The sequence below is a fragment of the Deltaproteobacteria bacterium genome (assembly GCA_035063765.1).
Lineage (GTDB): Bacteria > Myxococcota_A > UBA9160 > UBA9160 > PR03 > CAADGG01.
Genome location: JAPSFT010000005.1, coordinates 108,491 through 134,526, shown reverse-complemented (window position 1 = coordinate 134,526; position 26,036 = coordinate 108,491). Strand labels below are relative to the sequence as shown.

At 73.8% G+C, this 26,036-nt stretch carries 3 protein-coding genes; all 3 read right to left on the bottom strand.

Going from position 1 to position 26,036, the window contains the following annotated elements:
• Positions 1-14 precede the first annotated feature (14 nt).
• Genes OZ948_04480 through OZ948_04470 form a run of 3 tightly spaced genes read right to left on the bottom strand, consistent with a single transcriptional unit; the run spans position 15 to position 25,747 of the window.
• Positions 15-1,358, bottom strand: a complete 1,344-nt coding sequence (locus OZ948_04480) for a hypothetical protein (GenBank protein ID MEB2343974.1) — start codon at positions 1,356-1,358, stop codon at positions 15-17.
• Entirely contained in the window at positions 1,324-12,717 is an 11,394-nt protein-coding gene (locus OZ948_04475) for a carboxypeptidase regulatory-like domain-containing protein (GenBank protein ID MEB2343973.1), read from the bottom strand. The genes OZ948_04480 and OZ948_04475 overlap by 35 nt, the downstream gene beginning before the upstream one ends.
• Positions 12,707-25,747, bottom strand: coding sequence for an Ig-like domain-containing protein (locus OZ948_04470; GenBank protein ID MEB2343972.1), 13,041 nt, complete (start codon positions 25,745-25,747; stop codon positions 12,707-12,709). The genes OZ948_04475 and OZ948_04470 overlap by 11 nt, the downstream gene beginning before the upstream one ends.
• Positions 25,748-26,036 lie beyond the last annotated feature (289 nt).

The following is a 26,036-nucleotide window of genomic DNA, read 5'->3' as shown; positions in this document are numbered from 1 at the left end:
CGGCGAGCCGGGCCTCAGGGCGTCTGGAAGGTCGCGCGCGCCTCCACGATGTAGGCCCCGGCCGCGAGGTCGAAGCTCGCCGCCGCCGTGCAGGCGCCGGACGCGCAGCTCGCGAGCGTCACGTTCTGCGAGGTCGGCGCCGCACCGACCTTCGGCTTCACCGTGACCTCGACGCCGGTGCCAGCCGGCACGTCCGTGGTGGCGAGGTCCACCTGGATCACGCCCGGTGCGTCCAGGATCATGTCCACCGCGTTCTGGAAGCCGATCGGGTTCGGCGGCGTCGCGGCGCCGTCGATGCCGGTGATGCGGACGGTCGGCGTGATCGGGTTCACGAGCGGGCCGGGCGCCTGCGCGTTCGAGGCGACGGGGCTCGTGTTGTCGGCGGCGAAGGTGTTGGAGATCGCCTCCATGCGGATGCGGCCGGGCAAGCCGGCGTTGGCCCCCAGGCTGTCGGCGTTGCCAGGATCGCCGCCGCGCGCGTAGATCGCGCCCCCGCCCTGGATGCGATGGGCGAGCAGCCGGACCGCCCCGCCGCTGCCGCCCGCTCCGGCACTCGAGAGATCGACGTACCGGCCCCCGCCGGCGCCGCCGTCGGCGAGGATCTGGCCCCCCGATTGGATGTCGATGGTGCCGTTCGCCGCGATCAGGATCGCGCCCCCGCCGCCCCCGCCGCCGCCACCGGACGCGCCGGCCGTGCCGTCGATCGAGCGGCCCCCGCCGCCGCCCGAGCCGCCGAGGAGCGGGCGCAGCTCGGGCACGCCGACGAAGGTGCCGCCCGAGGCGAGCGCGAGCGGATCGACGGTCGCCCCGAAGCCTCCGCCCGGTCCGATGCCGTTGCCGCCCCGGTTCGCGAAGTTGACGAGCTGGTAGGCGCCCTGACCGCCCGCGAAGCCCCCGGGGCCGCCCGCACCTGGTCTGCCCGCGGTGCCTGCCGAGCCGGCGCCACCGCTCCAGCCGCTCACGCGCAGGCGCCCGTAGCCGGCAATCGTCACGTCGCCCTTCACGAGCAGCGTGACCGGCGTGTTCGCCGCGTTCGGCTCGAAGAACACGTGCGTGTAATGGCCGGCGCCGTAGCCGGGGAAGTACTGCACGGTGAAGCTGTCGAAGACCAGGACGCCGTCCGGCGGGAGCGGAATGCGGATGCCGTGATTGCCACTCCCGAACCAGCCCGTATTGCGCACGGTTCCCGGCGGATGGGTCGCAGCGTCGCCCGACACGAATGCGCCGAGGCTCGGGCTCCCCGCACAGCCGCAGAAGTCGGTCGTCTGGGCGCCGGCGGGACCCGCGCCCACCGAGACGAGCGCCGCCAGTCCGAGCGCGAGCCTAGCCGTTCCGTGTCGCCGTCCTTCGGTCCGCATGATCGATCTCCTTCATCGCAAGAACGCGAGACGCGCGCTGCTGCGCCGACGCCTCGTCGCAGCGTCTCGTCGGATCGAGGGGCCTCGCCGCGAGCTCCGGCGGGCGCCGTGCCAGCCCCCGGAGGCCGCCGCGTGGCGAACGAGGAGCCCGGAGCGTGACGCCCGCTCCGACCGAGACCGTGATCGTCTCGCGCCCGACCTCCACGCCCTCGGCGTCGAACGCGATCGCCGTGATCGAGAGCACGGGCGTCTCGCTCGCGGCCGCAACCGCGAAGTCCGTCCGGAACGGCGCGCTCGTGTCGGTCGCGACGACCGCCCCGTTCACCTCGAAGCGCACCGACGCGATACCGAAGGACGCGTCACCGGCGGCACCGATCGCAAGCGTCGTGAGCTCCGCGACCAGGTCGCCATCGCGCGGCGTCACGAGGCCGAAGGCCCCAAGGCCGACCGGCGGCGCGACCGTCGTCGGCGCGCTCGCCGCGGCCGGCACACCCACCACCACGCGCAGTGTCCTGCGCTCGACGCCGAAGGCGAGGTCGATGCGCGTCTCGGCGTTCCCGGCCGCCGTGGCGGTGACGGTGAGCGTGATCGCGCTCTCGCCGGTCGGGAGCACCTGCGCGCCGGGGCTCACGGTGGCGACGCTCGGGTCGAGCGAGGTCGCCGAGACCGGGAGGTCGCCGAGCGACGGGTAGGCGAGCAGGGTCAGCTCGAAGCTCCTGGTGTCGCCCGGTTCGATGAAGAGCGTCCCTGCGGTCCCGGCCTCGAGCACCGCGATCCCGACCGGCGGCGCGACCACGGGCGGCGTGCTCGCGGGGCTCGGAGCGCCCGAGGTCACGCGCAGCTCGCGGCCGTCGTCGCCCGCGACGAGCATCACGATCGCCGTCCCGGCGGCGCCGGTCGTGATCGTGAAGGTCGCGTCGGTCGAGCCGGCGGGAATCACCACCGGACCGGCGATCGACGCCACGGCGGGATCGCTGCTCGCGATCACGAGCTCCGTGTCCGCCGCTGCGGGCGTGCCGAGGACGCGCAGCGTCAGCGCGCGCGTGCTCGACTCGGGCAGGATCACGTCGCCCGCCGACGGGTAGGGCAGGATCGCGATCCCGACCGGCGGCGCCACGACGGGCGGCGTGCTCCCGGCGCCGGGCGTCCCGATCACCACGCGCAGCTCGCGGCCGGTGCCGCCGCCGGTGATCTCGAGCACCGCAGCCCCGCTCGGACCCGCCGTGATCGGAAGCACCGCGTCCGTGGAGCCGGCGGCGACCGCGACCGGTGTCCCTACGTCGGCCACACCGGCGTCGCTCGTGCGGATGGAGAGCGGCGTCGTCGCGGCTGCCGGCGCGTCGAGGAGGCGCAGCACGAGCGTGGTCGTGGCGGAGGGCGCGACCGCAACCTGCCCGAGCGACGGGAACGGCCGCGCCGCCATCCCGACCGGTGCCGCGAGCGCGTCGAGCGTCGCTCCGGAGGTCAGCGCCGAGACGGACACCGCGATCGCGACCTCGTCTTCGAGCGTCGTCGCGACGAGCGTGGTCGAGCCCTCCGCGACGCCCGTGACCGGAACGCGCAGCTCGGTCGCGCCGGCCGGAATCGTGAACGGCGCCGCCGCGACGCTCGCGACCGCCGGGTCGAGCGACGCGATCGCGACCTCGAGCGGCGTCGCGCGCGGCACCGGGAGCCGCAGCACGAGCTCGCGCGTGCCAGCGAGCGGCACGCCGAGAAGGCGGCTCGCGACCTCGAGGCCGACCGTGACCGTCACCTCGATCGTGTCGCGCGCGAGCTCGACCGCGCCCGCGTCGAAGGCGATCGCGGTGATCGAGAGCACGGGCGCCACGTTCGCGGCCGGCACGGCGTAGCTCGTCTCGAACGGCGCCGATGCGTCGGTCGAGACCACGGCGCCGTTCACCTCGAAGCGCACCGACGCGACGCCGAGCGCCGCATCGCCCGACGCCGTGAGTGCGAGGGTCGAGAGCTCGCGCACGAGTGCACCGCCTGCCGGCTCGGTGATCCCGAAGGCGCCCGTGGTGAAGGAGCGCTCGAGCGGCACCGTGAGCTCGCTGCCGTCGGGGTTGCGGATCGGCTCGTCATCGGTGCCGGTGATCGCGTTCGTGAGCCGCAGCGTGTAGGGCGTCGAGAAGGCGAGCGGCGCCGACGGGACGAGATCGACCACGCGGTCGCCTTCGGAGAAGACGAGGCTCGCCGGAACCGGGGTGGCGGCGTTCTCGAGCAGCAGGAAGCTCGCCGCCGTGACCGCGGCGGGCGCCACGGGCTCGTCGAAGCGAACGCGGATGCGCGGCCGCACGGATACGTTCACCGCGCCGGCGGCCGGCTCGAGCGTGACGATGCGCGGGCCGCCGAGCACGTCCTCGCCGTCGGGGAGCCCGTCGTCGTCGCTGTCGGCGTCGAGCGGATCGAGGCCGGCCGCGAGCTCGGCGCCATCTTCGAGGCCGTCGCCGTCGCTGTCGGCCGCATCGTGGCGGGTACCGAGCGCGAACTCCTCTGTGTTCGTGAGGCCATCGCCGTCGTCGTCGAGCGTGCGGTCGTCGGCGAAGGGATCGGTGCCGTAGCCGACCTCGTCGCCGTTCGCGATGCCGTCGCCGTCGAAGTCGCCGGCAGCGGCAAGGAGCTCGAGCACGACCTCGCCGGCCGCGAGCTCGGCGCCGCCCGGCAGGACGAGGCGCCCCGCGACGCGCAGGGCGGGGCCGCCCGCCACGGCGAGGGTGGGCGCGCTGAGGGTGGCGCGCGCCACGCCGGCAGCGTCGAGGGCCGCGGTCGCCGCGAGCACGTCGTTCAGGTAGAAGCGGGCCGCCTGTCCGCCGAGCGCGGGCTCGGCTGCGAGCGCCGCCTCGAAGCGCTGGCCCTCGATCACGCGCTGGCCGGCCGCGGGCGCGGTCAGGACGGCGCCGCCGACCGTGAACGCGCGCAGCAGGCCAGCGATCGGGTTGCCGTCCGCGTCGGCGGCCGGGTTGCCGGCGGGATCCTGGAGGCCGTCCGTGAGCACGACGTGGTAGCGCTGCCCGGCGACCAGGGGCGCCGCAGGCGTGAGCGTCACCACCCGGTCCCCGTCCTCGAATCCGATCGCGGCGGGCACGGGCGCATCCGCGGCGTCGAAGAGCCCGATGCTCGCCGCCGTTGCGGAGGCGCGCGCGATCGGCTCGTCGAAGCGCGCGGCGATGCGCGGCGCGACGCCCACGGCTGCGTCCTCCGCCGGCACGAGCTCGACGAGCCGCGGTGCGCGCGTGTCGGGCGCCGCGAGCACGAGCACCGCCTCCGCCGAGTGGCCCGCCGCGTCGAAGGCGCGCGCGCGCAGCGTCACGCTCTCGCCGCTCGCGAGCTCGGGCGGGAGGTCGAGGGCGAAGGCGGCCGTGGCGCCCCCCGGAGCCCCCGGCGCGTCCTGGCCCTGCGAGGCCGAGACGGCGCCTTCCGCGACGAGCTCGAAGCGGGTCACGCCGAACCCGTCGCTCCCCTGCAGCACCACCTCGAGCCGCGAGCCCGGCACGAGCGCGGTCCCTTCCGCGGGCGCCGTGAACGCCACGGCGGGCGGAGCGCCGTCGGAGACCGCCACCGCGAAGACCTGCTCCCCGCTCGACTGGCCGTTGCCGTCGATGGCCTCCGCGTGGACGCGAACGCTCGCACCCGGCCCGGCGTCGGGCGAGACGGGAACGGCGAGCAGGATCGGAGCCCCCGCGCTCTGCACGAGCGGCGCGCTGCCCGCCCCCTCGGCGGCCGCCTTCAACACGGCGACGCCCACGTCGTCGGTCCCCCGCACGCGCACCGAGAGCGTCGACCCGCTCGGGGCGGGCCCGCTCGCCGGAACGAGCTGCTCGAGGACGACGCCGGGCGCGGTGTTCGCGGCAACGGTGACGGGAAGCTCCGCGATCGGCCCTTCGTTGCCGAAGCGGTCGATCGCGATCGCGCGCAGGACCACCGAGCCCGCGAGCGGGAACGTGAAGGGCACCGAGAGCACGTCCGGCGCGCTCTGCCCGACCGTCACGAGGTCGGCGGAGAGGCGGATCGAGACGCCCGCCTCGACCTCGGCGAGCGTCGCCACGACGTCGCGCGTAGCGCCACCGACCGCTGCGCCCGCGAGCGCGAGCGACTCGATCACGGGGCCCAGCGTGTCGAGGGTGGTGAACGAGGAGGAGAGGGGAAGTCCCTCGGCCAGGTTGCCCGCGACGTCGCGCACGCCGTCGATCCGCGCGGTGTAGGTGGCGTTCGGCGCGAGCGGAGTATCGGGCGTGAAGACCACGACCTGCGCGCCGACACCCACGTCCACGCGGCCCGTCACCGCACCTCCCGGGCCCGTGAGCGTGACGTCGATGCCCGCGGGTGCGAGCGGCTCGTCGAAGGAGAGGCGCACGACGGCGCGCGGGTCGATCTGGATCGCGCCGGCGGCGGGCGAGATCGACAGCAGCCCCGGCGGGTCCTGGTCGCGGGTACGGAAGGCGAGCCGGAAGGGCGCCGCGAGCGCGCGGCCGACGAGATCACGCGGGCCCTGGGCGACGACGGTGCCCAGGGCATCCAGGAGGTCGCCGTCGACGACGATCGCCTCGTAGTCGGTCTCGCTCGCGAGCGGTGCGTCCGGGCGGATCTCGAGCGCGCGCAGGTCGCCCGCCACGGGATCGACGACCAGCTCGACGTCGGCCGGAACCAACGCGCCGCCGAGCGGCCGCAGGAAGATACCGCGCGGGTCGATCGAGGCGGGATCGAGCGGCTCGTTGAGCGTGAGCCGGACCACCGCGCCGGTCGAGACGGTCTCGTCGCCCGCGACCGGCTCGCTCGCGACCACGTGCGGCTCCTCCTCGTCGAGGCGCACGTCGCCGAGGTCCACCGTCTCCCCGTCGCTCGCGATCGCTCCGGTCCTGCTCAGGACGCCGTGGCGCGCCGGGAACAGGCTCTCGAGCGCGAAGGCGCCGACGGGGATCGCCTCGAAGTGGAAGAGGCCGTCGGCAGCGGTGCGGAAGGCGTCGCGGCCGAGCGCGCCGCTCGGGGCCTGGTAGGCGATCGAGACCTCGGCGGAGGCGATCGCGAGCGCGCCGTCCTGCGAGACCAGCCGGCCCACCACCCGGCCGCTCGGCCCGAGCGCGAGCTCGACGCTGGCGAGGTCTCCGTCCGCGGCGATCGTGCCGCTCCCGCTCGCCGCGAGCGCGCCGTCGCGGCCGACGAGCCGGAAGTCCCCGAGCGCCACGTCGTCGAAGGCGAAGGTGCCGCCGGCGCCGGTCGCCGTCGAGATGCGCACCCCCGCGCCGACCATCGTGAGCTCGACGGTCCGGTTCGCGATCGGCGTCGTGCCGTCGCTCGCGAAGAGGTGCCCCTCGACGCGGCCCACGCCGCCGAGCGTCAGCACCAGCTCGGGGTGGGCGGGCCGCACGTCGATGTGCAGACTCTGTGCGGCGTGGCTGCGCGTCTGGCCGGCCACGCGCGAGCGCGCCGTGACGGTGTAGGTCCCGAGCGGAATCGACTCGAAGACCGCGCGGCCGGCCGCGTCGGTATCGGCGGTCTGCTCGAAGTCCGGGCCGGTGAGCGTCACGCTGGCGTCCGCGGGGGCGATCCCGTTCGGCTCGAGCACGACGACGCTCGCGCGCGTGCGCGGCGCCAGCGCCACGTCTACGCGGAGGCTCGCTGCGCCCGCCGGGAGCGTCGCGCTCGCGCTGCCGACCTCGATGCCGCTCAGCGTCTCGAGCCGCGCCGCGAGGGTGAGGGCGCCCGCGGGCACGCCCGGGAACGCGAAGCGTCCGGCCGGGTCGGTCGTCACGCTGCGCGGTGGGGAGAAGCCGTCCGCGATCGAGAGCGTGACCCGCGCGCCGGGCACGGTCCCCGCGCCGAAGGCGTCGAGCACGGCGCCCTCGACGAGCCCGAGCGTGCGCTCGACGAGGAGCAGGTCGCGGATCTCGCCGGCCGTTGCGAGCGACACCGTGAGCGTGCCGAGACGCCCGGTGAGCGCGTCCTGGCCGACGAGCTGGTGGGTGCCGAGCGGAACGCCGGTCACCTCGAAGGCGCCGGCTGCGTCGGTGGCCGCGAAGCCGAGGTCGCCGACGCGGATCTGGGCGAAGGGGATCGGTGTGGTGCGGTCGAGCGCGACGAAGACGCCGCGCAGGGTCGCCGTCGCGCCGAGCCGCACCACGACGAGCGACTCCACGCCCGCGGCGACCGACACGGCCGCCGCGCCGTCCCGGCGCACGACGCCCAGCACCGCGGAGGCGCTCGCGGCGTAGCTGCCCTCGAAGAGGTTCGCGACCAGCAGCTCGCCCCCGGCGTCCGTCGTGCCCGCAAGCTCGTCGTGCGGGAAGGTCCCCTGCCGCAGCGTCACGTCGGCGCCCGCCACCGGCTGCCCGGTGCCGTCGACGACGCGCACGCGCACGGCGCCGCCGCGCGGGATCAGGTGGACGTCGGCCTCGTTCGTGATGCCCGGGCGGAGGACGATGACGGTCTGTCCGCGCAGCCCCGTCGCCTCGTCCTCGGCCTCGACGGCGTAGCCGCGCGGCTCGCCCCGGGCGTCGAAGGCGGGCAGGTCGAGCTGGGTGTCGAAGCGGCCACTCGCGTCGCTGCGGATCTCGAGGTCGCCGAAGCTGATCTTCACCTTCGCGTTCGCGACGGGCGATCCGTCGGGCGCGAAGACGTGGCCCGCGAGCCGCCCGTTCACCTGCGCCTCGCTCGGGAACTGGAGCACGAGGCCGCTGCGATCGGGATCGATGCGCGAGGTCTGGCCCGACACCGAGATCGGAGCCGGGTAGAAGGGGGTTGCCGCCTGCACGCCGAAGTCGCCGGCCAGCGCCTGGCCCGGGAAGGTGAAGGTGCCGAGGGCGGGATCGGAGTCGCGCTCGCCGCGGACCTGGAAGCCGACGTCGCCTTTCCGGGTCGGGCCGATCCCGGTGAGCCGCACGCGCGCTCCGATCGGGACGCCCTGCCCGTTCAGCACGCGGCCCGCGATCGTTCCCTCGGGCAGGTAGCGCACGTCGGCGAAGGCGGTCTGGCCGTCGAAGTCGAGCGCGGTCTTCACGTAGCCCCAGCGCGACGGCCGGAACTCGAGGCCTTCGCCGGTCAGGAGCGGGTCGTTGACGCCGGTGAAGATCTCGAAGGCCCGCTGGAGGGCGGCCTGCAGCTCCTCGCTGGTCGGCGATCCCGAGAGCGTGTCGAGGATACCCGAGACGTCGGCGTCCTCGTGCGGCGGCGCGGGCGCGCTCACGGTGTAGTCGTCGAGCGCCAGGTTCGGGAACTCGAACTGGCCCTGCGCGTTCGCGTGGACCCAGAGGAAGCCGCCCTCCTGCGGGATCGAGACGTCGACGTCCGGCACCGGGTTGCCGGCGGCGTCGCGCACGACGCCGAGGATCCGGCCCGCCGGCGTCAGGCGGACCACGACGAAGTTCTCGAGGCCCGCGATCACGTCGAGGCTCGCGCGGCCGATGCGCGTGAAGTCGATGCCGCGCGCGGGGTCCGCCTCGACCGCCGCCTCGATCGAGCGCCGGCCGGTCGGCACACCGGTCGCGACGAAGTGGCCGTCGGCGTCGGCGCGCACCAGCGCCTCGCCGCCGGCGACCAGCGCGAAGGCGCCGGGCGCGCCGTTTGCGAACTCGACGCGCCCGCGCACGGTCGTGCGGCCCTGCAGCATCACGTTGGCGATGCTGGCACTGGCCGCGGTCGCGCCGACGTTCGCGCGCTCACCGCGGCGGCGGCCGTCGAAGGAGACGGCGAGCACCACCCAGGTGCCGACCGGGACGTTCTCGGCGCGGTAGAAGCCCTGCGGGTCGGCCGTCGCGACCGACACGACGGGCGTGAACTCGCCCGTCACCTCGTCGTAGCGCCCGACGAAGAGGCGCGCGCCGCCGTGCCCGCTGCCGTCCGGCTCGAGCACGCGGCCCTCGATCGCGCCGCGCGGCACCACCGCGGAAGCCAGCACGACCGGCACGTCCTTCCCCTCGCCGGGTGCGAGCAGGACGCCGGAGACGGTGCGCCCGCGCCCGCTCGGGCTCGCGGCATCGATCGAGAACGCGCCGAGCGGCACGCCGAAGAAGGCGAAGCGGCCCGAGGCGTCCGAGAACACGCCCCGCCCGAGCTCACGCGAGTCGGGGTCGGGGAAGAGGTTCACGGCCGCGCCCGGCGACGGCGTGACCCCGTCCGGCTCGAAGACCGTGCCCAGGACGGTGCCGCGGCCGCGGAAGCGCAGTGCCACCGGTACCTCGCCGCCGACGCGCGCCGATTCCTCGGCAACGTGGTCGCGCAGGAGCGCGCGGTCGAGCCCCTCGGCCGCCGCGATCGCCTGCGGCAGCGCGCCGGCCGCGAACTGCTCGAGGAGCGTACCGGCCGCCGAGCCGCTCGCGAGCTCGAGCAGCCGCGCGCGGTCGAGCTGCGCGTCGCTGCTCGCGGCGAGGATCAGCGCCTCGGCCTCGCTCGAGAGACCGCTCGTGTCGGTAGCCGACACCGAGTAGGGGATGCCCGCCGGCACGTAGTCGAAGTGGAAGCGCCCTTCGGCGTCGCTGCGCGCCTGCGCGGGCCGCGCGGTGGCGGGCTCGCATGCGAAGCCCATGACCTCGTCGTAGATGGTGAGCGTCACCGGCACGCCGGCGGCGGGCTCGCCGCTCGCGCGGATCACGCGCCCGGCGATCGAGACGCCGATCGCAGCCGTCGCCTGGAGCGGCACCGACCCCACGGTGAGCGGGTTGCCGCGTGGATCGGTCACCTCGGGGGCCACCGAAAGCGTGCGCGCGACGAGCGTGCCGACCGGCTGCCCGAGGTTCAGCAACGCCACGCGGCCGCCCGGCTGGATCTGCACCGACTCGGCGCCGTTGCCGTCCTCGAAGCGGTAGGCGCCGGGCACGTCCACGCTCGCCTGCGTCATCGGCTTCGAGAAGAGCACGCCGACCACGGTCCCGTAGTTGCGGATGTCGGGGCGCGGGCACGGCTTGGACGGCCGACCCGCGAGCACCTGCTCGTCCTGCACGGCGGCGAGCACGGCGGGCGCCGGCTCGACGACCGGCTCGCTCGCCGGCGCGAGCACGGCCTCGCTCGACCCGTCGCAGGTCTCGTCCACCGCGAGCGGGGGCGCCGTGGCACCACCGAGGGCGGCGCGCAGGCAGGCGCCGCGCGGCAGCGCCGGCAGCGGCCAGCGCCAGAGCGTGCCCGTTCCGTCGCCGGCGAGGTCGAGGAGTGCCAGCTCCGCGGCCGGCGCGTCCGCGCCGGCGACGAGGCGCAGCATCCCGGCGATCGGCCGGGACGCGATCCAGTGTCCGTCGACCGCGGCCGACGGGGAACCCGAGAATCCCGCCGCGTTCCCGATCTCGCTCTCGCCGAGCTCCGCAAGCGCGCCCGCCAGCTCGAAGGCAGGCGACCAGGCCTCCGCGTCCACCGCCGCCACGAGCCAGGGCTCGCCGCGGCCGGCGAGGTCCGCCGCACGCGCCGCGAGCAGCGCCACCGCGCCGGGCTCGGCGGCCTCGGCGGCGAGCGCGGCGAGCAGCGCCTCGCGCAGCTCGCGACCGGCGCCGGTCTCGCGCCAGATCTGGTCGAGGCCCGCGTGGGGGCGGCGCGCGCCCTGGAAGTCGAGCAGCAGGTCCGCGAGCACGCGGGGCGCGGTGTCTCCGTAGCGCAGCCGCTGGCCCGCCTCCGCGATCGCGAGCACGCGCGACTCGAGCGCGCCGCGCGACACCGGCTCGACACCCGGCGGGAGCTGCGCCGCCGTCGCGACCGAGAGCGCCTGGCCGAGGTAGCGCTCGAAGGCCTGGAAGAGCGCCGGCGAGAGCGCGCGCACGTCCTCGGCGAAGTCCGGGTAGCCGATCGCGTCGGGCGAGAGCGCGACGCCGCGCTCGTCGACGCCCATGCGCAGGCGGAAACGCCCGACGAGGTCCGAGTCGCTGGTGAGCTGCGAGAAGGTGATGGCGCCGGTGCGCTGCGCGCGCAGGCGGAACTCGGCGGTCGCGGTCTCGCCCGGCAGGATCGTCCCGAGCTCGGCGACCTCGGGCGTGCCCGGCTCGAAGACGGCGCCGGAGAGGCTCGCCGCGGGCAGCGTCACCGAGACCAGGTTGGCGGGCGTCGGGCTCGTGTTGAGCACCGTCACCGCTGCGGTGTAGGGTTCGCCGCTGCGGATCGTGCGCGGGTGGGTGAAGGCGAGCGAGAACCTGGGATTGCGCACCAGCACCGAGCCCGACGCAAAGCCGCGGATGCGGCGGCTCGTCCGGCCGAGCCCGTCGAGCGTGCCGTCGATCACGAGGTCCATCACGTGGAGGCCTTCGCGCAGGCCCTCCACCAGGAACTCGGCCTGGCCGGTATCGCCGGGGGCGAGCCGCGTGCGGTCGTCCGCGCTGCCGAGCTGGCCGTCCGCGCCGGGGCCGACGACGGGCTGCGTCGGCTCGATCACCGCGTCGGGGCCGACGCGCGCGAAGCGCAGCGGGTCGTCGCCCGGCGCCGCGTGGGTGCCGGCGATCTGGTCGGGCCCGGCGGGCAGCGTCATCGTCGCGGCGAGGTCGCGCACCGAGAGCCCGGACCCGTTCGGCGCCGCGTTCTCGGTGAAGAGCATCACGCTGAAGAACTGGTTCAGGAGGCCGATCCGGCCGGGCACCACGACGAGGCCCGGGATCGGCGGCACCGCCAGCGCGAGGTCGTCGTCCTCGGCCGGCTCGACGAACTGGAAGTTCACGCCCTGGACGTCGATGTCGAGGCCGGCGGCCTCCAGCTCGGGGGGCAGCTCGGCCCCCAGCGCCAGCTCGGCGTTCGCGGCCTGGGCCTCGGTGAGGAGCGCCTCGAGCTCCGCCTTCGGGATCAGCTCGACCTTGCCGTCGAAGCGCGGCGCGACGACCGGGAACCTGACCGGCACCGTCTGGCCGTCGAGCACGAAGCCCACCTCGAACTCGAGCACGCGGAAGCTCGACTCGTCGATCGTGATGCCTCGGGCCTCGATCTCGTCGAGGGTCAGCGGACGCGAGGTGACGCGCGAGACGAGCACCTCGTCGAAGACGGTGACCGGCAGCGAGCGCGGACTCGCGTCGAGCCGGGTCGCGCCGGTGGCGACGTCGACGAGCCGGATGTCGTCGAGCGAGTAGTCGCCGACCAGCGGCAGCGGCGGGAGCACGAGGTCGCCGTTCGGGAGCCCGACCACGCGGCGCGCGGCGAAGGAGGGGCCGCGCAGGGTCGCTTCGACGACCGCGCCGCGCGCGAGCTCCTCCACGGTGTTGCCCTCGCTGCCCGCGATCAGCTCGATGGTGACCGCCCCCGGCACGTTCTTCGGGATCGCGAGGCTCGTGCGCACCGGCCGCAGCGCGACGCCGACGACGCGGTAGTCGAGCGTCGTGAGCACGTCGGTGGCGCGCGCGGCGGACGCCGCACCGGCGAGCGCGGCGGCGAGCGCGAGCGCAGCAGCGACGCGCCTAGTTCGCATCCAGCCCCCGCTCGAGCAGGTACATGCGCTGCTGGTCCTGGCGCACGCGTCCGGCGAACGGACCGGGGCCGCCGGCCGGGTCGTAGTCATGGAAGCGCTGGATCGCCCACGCCGCGTCCTGCAGGAGCTGCACGCCCGTCAGGTCGTGCGCGGCGGAGAGGAGACCGCTGCCGACGGTCATCACGCCGTCCTCGGAGAACTGGCGCCGCGCGCGGCGGTACTCGTTGCCCTGGCGCTCGTCGTAGACGAGCAGCAGCACGGCCTGCATCCCCTTGAACGACGCGTCGAAGGTGAGCGCGAGGGCGGCCGAGCCCGGGAAGACGCGGCTCGAGAGCGATCCGAACTCTCCCGCCGAGAAGGCGATCTTGCCCGCCTCGGAGAGCGCCTTGACCTGCTGCGCCTCGTGCACCGCCTTGGCGGCGGTGATCAGCGCTTCGCTCACCCCGAACAGGCCATCGACGTTCATCGCCATCGCGCTCTTGTCCATCTGATCGATGTCGATGTCGGGGGCGTCCTTGTCGGCCTCCATCGCGTCCGCGGCGGCCCATTTCGCGAGCTCGAGCACCGCCTCGGCGGCCGCGAGCCGGGCGTCGGTGAGCTTCACGCGCTGCGAGTCCGGCGTGTCGGCGTCGCACGCGAACTCGATCGCCTTTGCAGGCGGGTCGATGGATGTCCCGACGGCCCGGGACCGCCTGCTTCCGGCGTCGCTCTCCGTGAAGGCGGTGAGACCGTCCTTCGCGACCGTCCACTTCACCACGCCGACCTGCGACGCCAGCTCCTGTGCCGCGAGCAGCTTCTTCAAGGTCCCCGCTTCGTGCTCGACCTCGAAGACGCTGTGGATCGCCTCGACGCTCTTCGAGAGGCCCTCGGTCTTGTCGATCCACTCCGCCTGGAACTGCTTGCGCTCCTGCTCGCTTCCGAACGATCCGGCCAGCGCCAGCCCTTTCCCGACGAACTCCAGCGACGTCTTGCCGAGGCCGATCGGGTTGGTCCAGTCGTCGTCGCGCTCACCGAGCCCCTCGCGCAGCTCCTGCCAGCCTTCGACCATCCCCTTGCCGGCCTCTTTCGCCGTCCTCCACTCCACCATCTCGCCGTATTGCTGCGCCTGCGTGACGACCGACTCGACCCGGCTGCCCTTGCGGTCGACATTGCCGACCGGATCGCCGTTCATCGCCGTGAGCAGGGCGCGGCTGTCGCGATAGAGCGCGGCGTCGCGCTCGAGGAAGCGGCCGAGCTGCGGGTGCAGCGTGCGCTCGCCCATCTGGTAGAGGCCGGTCGCTTCGTCGAAGAACGCGGCGTGGAAGAGCAAGCGGTGCGCGATCGCGGAGCGCTCGGACTCGCCGCGCAGCAGGGTGCCGTCCACCACGCGCTGCACGCGCGGCGTTCCGTACGGGCCGTAGCTGATCGACTCGAGCAGCGCGCCGTCGCGACCCAGGTAGCCGCCCACGCTGCCGTTGATGCCGGCGAGCGGAATGAAGTCCTCGAGCGGATCGCCGGGCGCCGCCGCGGCCTGCGCCAGCACGAGCTGGCTGCCGACCCACACGAAGCGCCGCGTGAGCTCGCGCGTAGGGCTCAGCGGCGGCCCGACCTCCTCGTACTCCTCGATGAGGCGCCCGTCCTTCCAAGCGAAGTGCTGGCGTCCGGCGCGGCATCGATCGGCGGGTCCCGCCGCACGCCGCTCGACGATGCGGCCCATGCCGTCGCGGACGTACGACACTTCGCAGCCGTCAGTGCGCGTGACCCGCCGCAGCATCCCGAAGCCGTCGTGCTCGAAGCTCGCGGTCACCTGCGTGAGCGTCGGATCGCCGGGCAGGTGCACCCAGAGCGGTGCCTGCGAGACCGAGCCGCCGTCGTCGTAGAGCACCGTGACGCCGCTCGCCTGCTGGAGGCGGCCCGCCACCACGGTCATGTCCGCGAACACCGCACGGCTGTCAGGGGCGCCGCTGCTCGATTGCGGCGAGAGCAGCTCGCTCTCGGCATCGAAGTCGAAGCCCGCGAGCGTGACCGCTGGCGCCTGCGCGGTTTGCTGGGCGTTCGTGCAAGCGGCCTCGGTGCAGTTCGGCAGGCAGGCGTCGCCGCCGCTCGTGTTGCCGTCGTCGCAGACCTCGTTCGAGTCGAGGGCGCCGTCGCCGCACGTCTCGGCGCTGCAGTCGGCGCGGCAGCCGTCGCCGGTCGTGAGATTGCCGTCGTCGCAGTCTTCGCCGGCGTCTGGGATGGCGTCGCCGCAGCGCTCGACGCTGCAGTCGGCGCGGCAGCCGTCGCCGTCCGCCGCGTTGCCGTCGTCGCAGGACTCGCCCGCGTCGAGGAGCCCGTCGCCGCAGCGCTCGACCGTGCAGTCCGCGCGGCAGCCGTCGCCGCCGGCCGGGTTGCCGTCGTCGCAGGACTCGCCGGCATCCACCACGAGGTCGCCGCAGCGCTCGACGCTGCAGTCGCTGCGGCAACCGTCGCCGTTCACGACGTTGCCGTCGTCGCAATCCTCGCCCGTGTCGAGGAAGCCGTTGCCGCAGGCCTCGACCTGGCAACGCCGGTCGCAGCCGTCGCCGCCGCTGCTGTTGCCGTCGTCGCAGCTCTCGCCGGGATCGGTCGCGGCGTTGCCGCACAGGTCCGAGATACAGCTCGGGCTGCAGCCGTCGCCCGGAGTCGGGTTCCCGTCGTCGCAGCCCTCACCGGGATCGAGCGTCCCGTCGCCGCAAGCCTCTGCCGTACAGTCCGGGCGGCAGCCGTCGCCGTAGGCGCCGTTCGCGTCGTCGCAGTCCTCGCCGGTGTCGAGTCGCCCGTTGCCGCAGATCTCCACGCCGCAGCTCGCATCGCAGCCGTCACCGCCGAGCCCATTGCCGTCGTCGCAGCTCTCGACCGGATCGAGCACGCCGTCGCCGCAGCTCTCGGCGGTGCAATCGGCGCGGCAACCGTCGCCGACGCCCGCGTTGCCGTCGTCGCAGGCTTCGCCGGCGTCGAACGCGCCGTCGCCGCAGCGCTCGACCGTGCAGTCGCCGCGGCAGCCGTCGCCCCCGAGCGAGTTGCCGTCGTCGCACAGCTCGGCAAAGTCGAGGCGGCCATCGCCGCAGCTCTCGGCGGTGCAATCCGCGCGGCAGCCGTCGCCGGCGAAGAGATTGCCGTCGTCGCAGGCTTCGCCGGCGTCGAGCGTCGCGTCGCCGCAGGAGCTCGCGCGGCACAGGGCGCCGAGCTCGAAGTCCACGATGCGCATGCCGGCGGGCGGCGCGTTGCGGCGGTAGACGTCGACGCGGCCGTCGTGCAGCCGGTGCTCCGAGAGCACGCGCCCGCCCTGCGTGAGCTCGTACTCGAAGCCCGCCGCCGGTGGCGGATCGGCAGCGCCGCTCGCCTCCCAGCGCATCGTCGTGGTCCGGAGGTCGGCGTCGAGCGTGCGCGTGAACGTGACGCCGCCGGCGTAGGAGAGGGACTCGACGACGCCCGGCGCAGCGAACGCAAGCGACGAGATCCCGACGCCACCGATCTGGGTCGGCTGGCCGAAGCCGTCGACGGCGTAGTCGAGCGCGAGGCCCGATGGATAGTCCTCGTCGACCGTGCGGCCGAGATCGTCGATCGTGACCGCCCACGTGCCGAGGGCCGTGGACTCCGAAACGGCGCGGCCGCGGCCGTCGAGGCCCACGTCGATCACGTGCTGCCCGCGCGTCACCTTGCGCACGGCGCCGAGCGCGTCGCGCTGCATCTCGATGCGGTCGCCGGTGTTGGGCACATCGAGGATGCGCGTCTGGCCGGCGACGCGCGTCAGGAACTGCGTCGCGCCGCCGTACTCGATCTCGTCCACCAGCAGCGGGTTCTGCGTGCGCCGGAACTTCGTATCGGTGCCGTCGGGCCAAGTGACGACCGACACCAGCTTCTCGGCGTCGAGCGTGAAGTCCATCGCGCCGATCCCGACGAGGTGGCGATTGCCGTCGTAGCGGTAGTCGGCGCCGGTGCCGTCGCCGAAGGTGACCGACAGCACGCTGCCGTCGGCCGCGTAGGTGGCACGCGTCGTGACCCCGTCCGGATCCGTGGTCGCGGTGCCGTTGCCGAAGTCGTCGCGGCCGAAGCTCGTCGTCGCGCCGCTCGGCAGCGCGATCGAGGCCAGGGCGCCGTTCGCGTAGTCGAACGTCTTCGTGAGCGAGCGCCCGCTCGGGAAGGTGACCGTCTCGCCGAGCGTGCGTCCCGTCGTGCCGTCGAAGCCCGTCCGCTCGGTCGTGATGCCGAGCGCCGGCAGCTCGATGCGCGTCACGCGGCCGGCGACGTCGCGGGTCAGCTGCTTCACGGTCTGCCCATTCACCTGGACGCGCCGAACCATTCCGTCCGGGAAGTAGGAGAACGCCTGCGCGAGCGCGCCCGTCACGCTTTCGAGTCGGCCGGCTGCGTCGTAGCCGTAGGTCTCGTCGACGAGCGTTCCGAAGCTGGCGTCCGTGACGGTCTTCCCGACCACCTGGCGGCCGTTGCCGTAACGGAAGGTCGAGGCCCCGAGATCGGTGGTGAGCGAAGTGAGCCGCCCTTCGCCGTCGTAGCCGAGCGCCGCTCCGATTCCCTGGTCCTCGATCGCGGTCGGAGCGCCGTTCTGGAACGTGATCGACTGCTCGATGCCGGGGCCGCTGCGGCTGGTGAGCGCGGCGCCGGTGTAGCCGAAGCTCGTCGTCTCGCCGTTCGAGGAAAGCGAAGTCACGCGGCCGTAGCCGTCGTAGCCGAAGCTCGTGCTCACGTCGGCGAGGCCCGTCGCTTCGTCCCGCATGCTCTCGACGGCGAAGGGATCGGCCCCGTACGAGAGCGACTGCGAGACGGCTCCGCTCGCCGTGCTCACCGTCATGCCGGCCGGCCGGCCGTCGTCCGTGGTCGTGCTGACCGTGAGGTCGGCGTCGCCGAAGCCGGTCGCCACGCCGTCCGCGTCGCGCTGGACCGCGAAATTCCTCCCGCCCGAGTCGAAGCTCGACGGCACGCCGTTGGAATCGCTGGCGATGTTGACCTCGACGAGGCCGCCGGCTCCGCTCGGATAGCTGCCGCCCCAGGACGCGGTCTCGGGCAGATCGTTGGAGCCGCCCAGCCGGACGCCGCGCGTCAGCGGCGTGGCGCCGCTCTCCTCGAGGCTCGACGCCTGGAACTGACCCCAGCGGTTGAAGTGCGAGCGGTTCGTGACCGGCCCGGTCGTCGCGACGATCTCCAGGCCGCTGCTGCCGGTGACGTCGAGCATGCTCGCGGGCGCGTAGCTCCACGTCGTCGTGACCCCTTCGGGAGTCGTCACCCGCACGAGGCGATTCCACGCCGTGCCGTCGTAGACCAGCTCGGTCACGAAGCTCCCGACGGTCGAGCGCAGCAGGTTGCCGCGCAAGCGCCATGCGGTGTTAACGTCGTCGTACTCGAGCGTCACCGTCTCGCCACCGCTGCCGAGTTGCCTGACGCGGCCGCCGTCGTCGACCGTGCTGGTCTCGCCGCCCACGTCCGTCGCGCCGCCGAAGCGGTCGAAGGCGTACTGCTGTTCGGGCGCGGAGCCGACCACGGCGGTGGCCGTGCCGCCGTTCGCCGCGAACATCGCCTCGGCGGTCAGATACGCGCCGCCGACGTCGATCCCGGTCCCGCGGACGTCGACCTTGTCGACCAGCGCCCCGTCGTACGTGATGGCGGCGCGCGGCTCCTCGTCGCCCGCGCTGCCATGGCCGTGGCTCGCGAGCCGCAGCGGATCGCCCGGCTTCCAGCCGTAGCGCATGTCCCGGCCGTGGGTCTGGACGACGCTCTCGAGGCGGCCGTGGTCGTCGTAGCGGTACTCGACGTTGCGCGCGCCGGCCTTCACGCGGCCGAGCCGCCCGAGATCCGCGGCGCTCGAGTACGGGAGATCGATCGTAGTGTCGAAGCTCGGGCTCGTGGTCGGCAGCCGCCAGCCGAACTCGAGCGCGATGCCGCGATCGCCCTCCACGCGGTCGAGGCGGCCGTCGGCGCGCCGGAACACACGCATGCGGCTGTCGACGAAGGCGGGGACGATTTCGGTGAGGCGGCCGTCGGCGTCGTAGACGGTGCGCGCGCCGTTGCTCGCCACGTGCACGAAGCTTCCATCGCTCATGCGGTAGAGCGCGTCGAAGCGGTCGCGCGGCGACTCGTAGAAGGAGGCGATCTTCGACGACCAGCCGAACGCCGCGATCGCCGGGTCGGTCTCGAAGAGCGGCTTCTTCGCCAGATTCCCGTGCGCCTCGTCGATGCGGCGATAGAGATGGACGTTGCCCGCGCCGTCCGAGAGCAAGGCGTCTCCGGGCTGCGCGATGCGGTCGAAGCCGGCGTCGCCGTAGAAGGTCAGCGGGAGCCGGTATCCGGAAGGCAGCGCGCCGATCGGTAGCTCGCAGATGCGCGCGTTCCAATTGAAGTCGAAGCCGGGCCCGAGCACGCCGGCCGCCGCCGAGCGGCTCGCGTAGACGCGGCTCATCACGAGGTCCGCCGAGCGCCCCTTCACTGCGAGGTCGGTCGCCTCGTGCCGGTACTCCCCGGTCGGCAGCGTCATGCCGGCGAGACGCGGCGCGCCCGACTCGAAGGTCGGGTTGGGCGAGTCGACGTACTCACTGCACAGGGATGTGTAGGTGCGCGACAGCCCGGGCTCGTAGGACGAGCTTTCGATCTTGCCCTCGAGCGCGTCGACGCCGTCGACGCTCGGGCTGAAGTCGATGCTGACGCGCATCTGCTCGCCGGCGTGCACCACCGCGCGCGGAAGGCTCCCGCCCTCGAGGCTCTGGCGCTGCGCCGCCGTCAGCGGCTCGCGGACGATCACGAAGGGATCGCTCAGGAACAGGTCGTAGAGCGGGCTCAGCGGGTCGTCGGAGAGCCGCTTCGCGCGCAGCGAGGTCACGGCCGGATGAATCGGCGCCTCCAGCCGGATCGAGGCGGCGTTGTCGGACAGGAAGATCGCGCCGAAGCTCTCGCCCTTCGCCGACAGCAGCGTGCCGTCCCGCTCGAGCGACTCGATCGCGAGCTTCACCTCGCTGCCGCTGGCACCCGAGCCTTCGAGCAGCGCGTAGTGATGCAAACGGGGAACGGGCGGGTCGGTGAGCGCCGCCGCGAAGCCGCCCGTGGCCTCGAGCGGAGCCGGGAGCAGGAATGCCTCTTCGACGCGCCCGCCGAGGAACTCGCGGATCGCGGTCTCGGACCGCGCGCGCAGCGCGTCGGCCGTCGTCACCGCGCTGCCCGGCACCTGGACGATCGACACCCGCGGCGCGAGCTGCACGATCTGCTTCGCTCCGGGAGCGACGAGCGTGCTGCCTGACACCGCAAAGCTTCGCCCGCTAGTGCCGAGATCGATCGCGTCTTCGACGGCGGGACTCGCGTCGTCCGCGCTCGCAGCGGCCTCGGTCAGGCGCGAGCGGTCGAGGAAGAAGATCTTCTCGTCGGTCGCCACGACCCACCGGTCGGGACCGGCGGGCTCGATCGCGAAGATGCGCGCGTCCGGTCCGAGCGCCGGACCGAACCCGATGTCGGCGATCCGCGCGGGCGCCAGCGGATCGGTGATGTCCCAGACCTCGATCCGCTTGCCGCGCGCGACGAGCGCGGCGCGAACGACGCGCAGGCCGCCGCTCCCGTCGGGCACGGGCAGGTCGGGATCGATGCGCACCCGGAACGGACGCGGCTCGGTCGGGAACTCGACGGCGCCGTCGGCGCTGCCGCCGTCGCCGACGAAGAGGCCGTCGGCGAAGTGGATCTGGAGGCGCGCCGGGAAGCTGCTGCCGAAGCCATCGGTGGACGCGTTCATCACCGACACGAGCGTGCTGCCGCCGAGCGCCACGTCGAAGTCGCCGATGGCGTGGCGGTTGGGCGCCGCGATGGCGGCTTCCTGCCCGAAGAGCGAGCTCCGTTCGGGAATGGGAAGCGTGTCACCGCCATCCACGAAGTCGCCGTCGCCGTTGGCGTCGGAGCCCGCGCGGGGCGGATTGTCGGTGAACTCCTGCGAGCTCATGTTGCAGCCGACGATGAAGCTCTGGAGGTCGATGATCTGGACCACGCCGCCCTCGCCCGTGTTCACGAGCGTGAACAGGCGCGGCGCGCTCGCGCGCAGCAGCACGATCGCCGAGGAGAAGTCCGGGATCGCCAGCAGGCTCGCCACGCGCTCGGGACTCGCCGGATCGGTCACGTCGACGACGTGGATCCACTGGCCGGCGTTGCCGTCGCCCACGAGGCCGCCGGCCGCGACGAGCAGCGTGCGGTCCTCGCGGGCCGGCGCGGTGAGCGTCTGCTGGTACGACCACTTCGGTACGATCGCGAGCGCGCGCGGGTAGTCGGGCAGCCCGAGGTAGCGGCCGAGCACGACGGGCTGCTCGGGGTCCGCGACGCCGTGGATCCAGATGCCCTCGTCGTTCTGGCCCGTGCCACGGTCGAGCGTATAGGCGACGTTGCCCTGCATCACCGTCGCGACGGGAACCGCCACGTCCGGCAGCGGACCGCCCGCGATCGGCGGCGTGCGGAAGGTCACCGTGGTGGAGCTCGCCATCGGGTTTCCGGCGAGATCCCGGACCGCCGTCCCGATCGTCACCGTGTACTCGTCGTCGGCGACCAGCACGCCCGGGTCGATGCGCGCAGTGAGCTGATCGGCCGAGAGCTCGACGCCCGCGACGATCGATCCGAGCGCCGACGAACGAATCGTCACCGCGCCGTTCGTCTCGATGTCCTCGGCGACGGCCTCGCTGAAGCGCACGACGATCGCCTCGAGATCCGCGACCATCGCTCCGTCGGTCGGTACAATCGACGATACGCGGGGTGGTGTCGCGTCGTCGGGATCGCTCGGCTGGAGCCCGCCCGGCGGCGGCGGCGGCGGCGGCGCGCCGAAGCGGAAGCGATGCAGCGCGGTGCGCTCGTTGCCGGCCGCGTCCTTGGCCCGTACCTCGACCGCGACCAGCGCGTCGCGCTCGACGCGGAAGTTCACGTCGGTGCGGGCGCTCGTCGCATTGAGCGGCGTGGTGGCGCCCTCGGTGACGCTCACTGCCCCGAGCGGCTCGCCGGGAACCAGCGATGCGGAGAGCTCGGGCCGGAAGACGACGCTCTCCATGCTCGGCGCGGTGCGGTCGTCGCGCAGGTCGAAGGGAACCGAAACGTCCTGGCCGACGGGCAGCACAGAGCTCGGCGGGAGCGGATTGATGATCGGCGCGAAGCCGTCGGCGCCGCCCTCCGAGCCGGCGGGCAGGAGGAAGGCGAAGTCGGACGTGACGACGCCGAAGTTGCCGACGCTCTGCGCCTCGAACACCGGGAACGAGCCGCGCGCGATGCGTCCCGGGAAGCGCAGCGACGTGGCGCGCATGCCGACCGCGTCGGCCGTGCCCTGAACGTCCACCTTGATCGCGTAGAAGCCCGCGCGGTTGGTGAGCGCGACGAAGCCGCCCGGGCGCAAGCGGTCTCCGCTTAGCTCCGATCCAGCCGGGACTGCGCTCACGACCGCGCCCGCGACGGGCGCGATCGGAAGCCGGCCTGCGGCGCCGCCGAGGATCTCCGCGCTCGTCGGCGGCCGGCCGAGCGCCTCCGACACCGCGCCGACGCGACCGCTCACGGTGACGGTCGCGGTCGCGATCGGCGGGAACATCATCGCGACGAGCAGGCCGCTGGAGGGCAGCAGCCCCTCGAAGGGCGGCGAGGCCGTGCGCACCTGGCCGTCCTCGAAGCGCGCCTCGTCGACGACGCGGTACACGGTCACACCGTCGACCTCGATCGGCTCGGCGATCACGTAGCTCTGCTCTTCGGGCGTCTCACCCGGCGGCAGCGCGAGGTCGGCGGGGTCCAGCGGGAAGGCGATGTCGGCTGCCTCGCGCAGCTCGCCGTCGATCTCGACGCGGGCGGCGTCGAGAAGCGTGGCGCCGTTCTCGGGCGGCGCCTCGGCGAGCAGCTGCTGGATCACCGCGAGGCTGTCCGAGACGTCCAGCTTGAACTTGGTCTTGGTCGGGACCGCATCGGGCTCGACGATCACTTGCACCGGGCCGCCGTCGCTCTCGGCTTCGAGAATGCCGCCGCTCGGGAACAGCGCGACCGAGCCGTCGTCGAAGTTCTGGCGCGACAACGGGAGCGTGATGCGCGTCCCGTTGGCGTTCACGAAGGCCGCCGAGAGGAAGTCATCGACGTCGGCGGCAATGAAGGTCTCGAAGCTCCCGTCGAGCTGCGAGCGCACGGTCGCAGTGGTGCCCTGGGTGTCGTTCACGACGATCACCGCGACATCGGGATCCGCTGCGCCCTGGGTGCCGACCACACACGAGATGTCGGTCTCGGCCGGGTCGAAGCCCGGCACGTCGTTGCACTCGCTGGTCTGCGCGCCGGGTTCCCACGAGACGAGCTGTGCACCGGCGCCGCGCGGGGCGGATTGGCGCGTCGTGAACTGGAACACGCGCGGACCCTCGAGCGGAAGGCCGCCCGGATCGGCGATGGTGTCCGCGAGCGTCACCGTGAACTGCGCGCCCGCCGGGAGCGGATCGACCGGCAGCAGCGTGACCTCGGTGCGCGCGAGGTTGACCGAGAGCGTAGCCGCAACAGGGCTACCGCCGTCGTCCGTGAGCACGAGGTCGCCAGGCGCGAGCGGCGCCACGCGCTCGCTGAAGGCGACGCGAATCGGCGTCGAGGCGCGCACGCCGGTCGCGCCGTCGGCGGGGTCGGTTTCCACCACGCGGGGCCCCGCAGGCTGGGTACCGAGATCGGCGTTGCCCACGCTCGTGGCGTCGGCGAGCAGCACGCTCTGCGCGCCGCGGTCGCCGTTGCGCAGGTCGGTGACGGTGACCTCCGCCTGCCCCACCGGCGCGACGAGCTGCCAGCGGCCGCCGGCCCCGGAGAAGGTCAGCCACGGCTCACCCGCGACGGTGACGGCGAGCCCCTCGGCCGGCTGGCCCCGGGTATCACGCGCGACGCCCTCGACGAGCGCGCGGGGGCCGTCGACACGCACGAGCACGTAGGTTCCCGCGGAGGTGATGCCTGGCAGCTTCGAGCCACTGGCCGGCTCGACGCTGCGCAGCACGCCGAACCCGTCGCTCGCATAGCGGACACGGGGCTCGAGGCCCGAGCGCGCCCCGGACTGCACGAGGCGCGCCAGCACGAAATGGGCGTTCGGCGCCTGCTGGTCGAACGCGGCCTCCACGCGCGCGCCGTCGCGCAGCTCGATCCCGAGCTCGAACGCGACGAGCGCCGCGCCGGGCGGCAGCTCCCCGGCGAAGCGCGCGGGGTCGAGTGCGCGCAGCTCGACGGCCCGCGCGCGATCGACGGCGTCGCTGCCGGCCGAGATCAGCACGCCCGGCGCGTAGACCCGCCCACCGCTCGGGCTGAACAGGCCCCCCTGGAAGGCGGTGACCGGCAGGACCTCGAGCGCGACGTGCGCCTCGTCGAGCGCGTCCGGGCCGAGGGTGAGCTGCGGGCGCAGCGGGAAGCGCGCGTGCAGGGTCAGCGGATCCCCGTCGCCCGGCCGCTGGTAGGCGACGAAGAAGGTCTCGTAGCTCGGGGTGGTGCGCGCCGTGCCGTCGCGGAGGAGGTACTGCTCGTCCACGCTGGCGCGCAGCACGAGCCCGCTCGGGAGCGGGCCCGTGTGGGCCACCACGACCTCGCTCCGGGCCGTCACGAGCGAGGGCTCCTCGCTCGCGGCCGCGACGGGCGGCGTCACGGTTCCCGTCGCGGTGAGACCGTCCGGCAGCGGGAAGGGCGTCGCCGTGGGCTCGAGCACCGCACCAGCGGCGGGTATCGGCGGCGCCGTCGGACCGGCGTCCGCCACCACGATCGCGTAGGCGCCCGGCGCCGCGAGCGCCACCGTCGCGAGCGTGTCGCTCGCCGTGACCGGCGAGCCGGTCTCGATCCAGCGGCGCGTCGGCGGGTCGAAACGCACCAGGAAGGCGCGTTCGCCCGGTACGAGCCGCTCGCCGAGCACGAGCTCCGCCTGTCCCGGCGCCTGCGGCTCGGCCGAGAGCTCGAGCCAGAACGCCGCGAGCGGGCTCCAGCCGGCGGGCAGCAGCCCCGGGAGCGCCTGGCCACCGACGGGGGTCAGCGTGCCGGTCGCCGGGGCCGCAAAGGCGCCCGGCGCGAAGCGTACGAGCACCCCGTCACCAGCGACCTCTCCGCCGTTCAGCACGCTGAGCGCGGCCGGCGGCGCGCTGCTGCGCGCGGGCAGCCACGGGCTCGGGACGGAGAGCACCTGGCCAGCCGCGAGCGTGGCCTCGCGCCAGACCGGCAGATGCCCGTCGTGCGAGAACTTCCAGTGGAAGGTGCCCGCCGCGAGCGCGAGCGTCGCAAGGCCCGTCTCGCTCTCGGACGTCCCGAGCGCGGGCCCCGCGGGCCCCTCCTCCTCGATCTGCACGGCGCCGAGGGGCTGGCCCGCACCGTCGAGGGTGCGCGTCACGCCGAGCGCGAAGGCGCTGCGCATGCCGCGCGACAGCGTCCATGCAAGGCCTGCGGGATCGAAGGACGCGCCGGCTTCCACGAGGACCTCGAAGGTCTCGGTGTTGCGCACGCTGGTGGAGGAACGCTGCGTGGAGGCCGTGACGAGCCCGTCCACGACGGTGATCGACGGGCTCACGCTCGTGACGCCCACGGCGATGTCCTGCTGGCCGGTCGAGTCGGTGACCTCGACCTCGTAGCGGAGCCGCTGCGCTCCCCCGGGCGCTGGCTCCGCGGCCACACGCGTGTGGGGGCCGTAGGCGACCGCGATCCAGTCGAGCACGTTCGGATCGAAGGGCCGCGTGGGATCGCGCTCCAGCACGATCGTCTCGACGCTGTCCCGCGTGTCTCCAGCGCCGAGCGGGCCACAGCGCGCCACCGCATCGACGAGCTCCACGCCGAGCGCCTCCGTGCTCACGAAGACGATCGCGTCGTCGTAGGACCCCGCCCTGGCTCTACACCTTGCACGGTAGGTGGACTCGGTGACGGTCGGAGCGATCACCCGCTCCGAGACCAGCTCGAAGCTCTCGACGTCTACGCTCGCCTGCTGGAAGAGGACGCGGCCCTGCTCCCGGCAGGCGAGCGCAAGCGTCGCCACGAGCACCGCGCAGGGCACGAGCCAGCGGCGCCAGGGCGCAACCCCTCCGCGTGTATTCCGGGTCCGATCTGCCACGACGACCATCTCTGCTCGACTTGCGGACGAGGCCCCGATCCCACGGTCAGGCCTGCTCCGGGCTCGCGCCGCCCGGTCACAGAGCCGGCAGACGGACGCTGGCGCCCGATCTGCCCGTCACGAGGGGAATGGGCCGATCCAGGGAGACTCTATAGGGTGGCCGCCGACGGCGAAGTCGCGTCGGTTGGGGACTTCGGACCGGACGGACCACGCCGGAGGCGCCGGAGCGAGGCAGATCGACACAGGTGGGCGGCAGAAGCGATTGAAACCTGGAACCGATCCGAAAAAG

Excerpts from the sequence above, each read along its gene's own strand:
- OZ948_04480 (MEB2343974.1), bottom strand. The coding sequence starts at position 1,358 with ATGCGGACCGAAGGACGGCGACACGGAACGGCTAGGCTCGCGCTCGGA.
- OZ948_04475 (MEB2343973.1), bottom strand. The coding sequence starts at position 12,717 with ATGCGAACTAGGCGCGTCGCTGCTGCGCTCGCGCTCGCCGCCGCGCTC.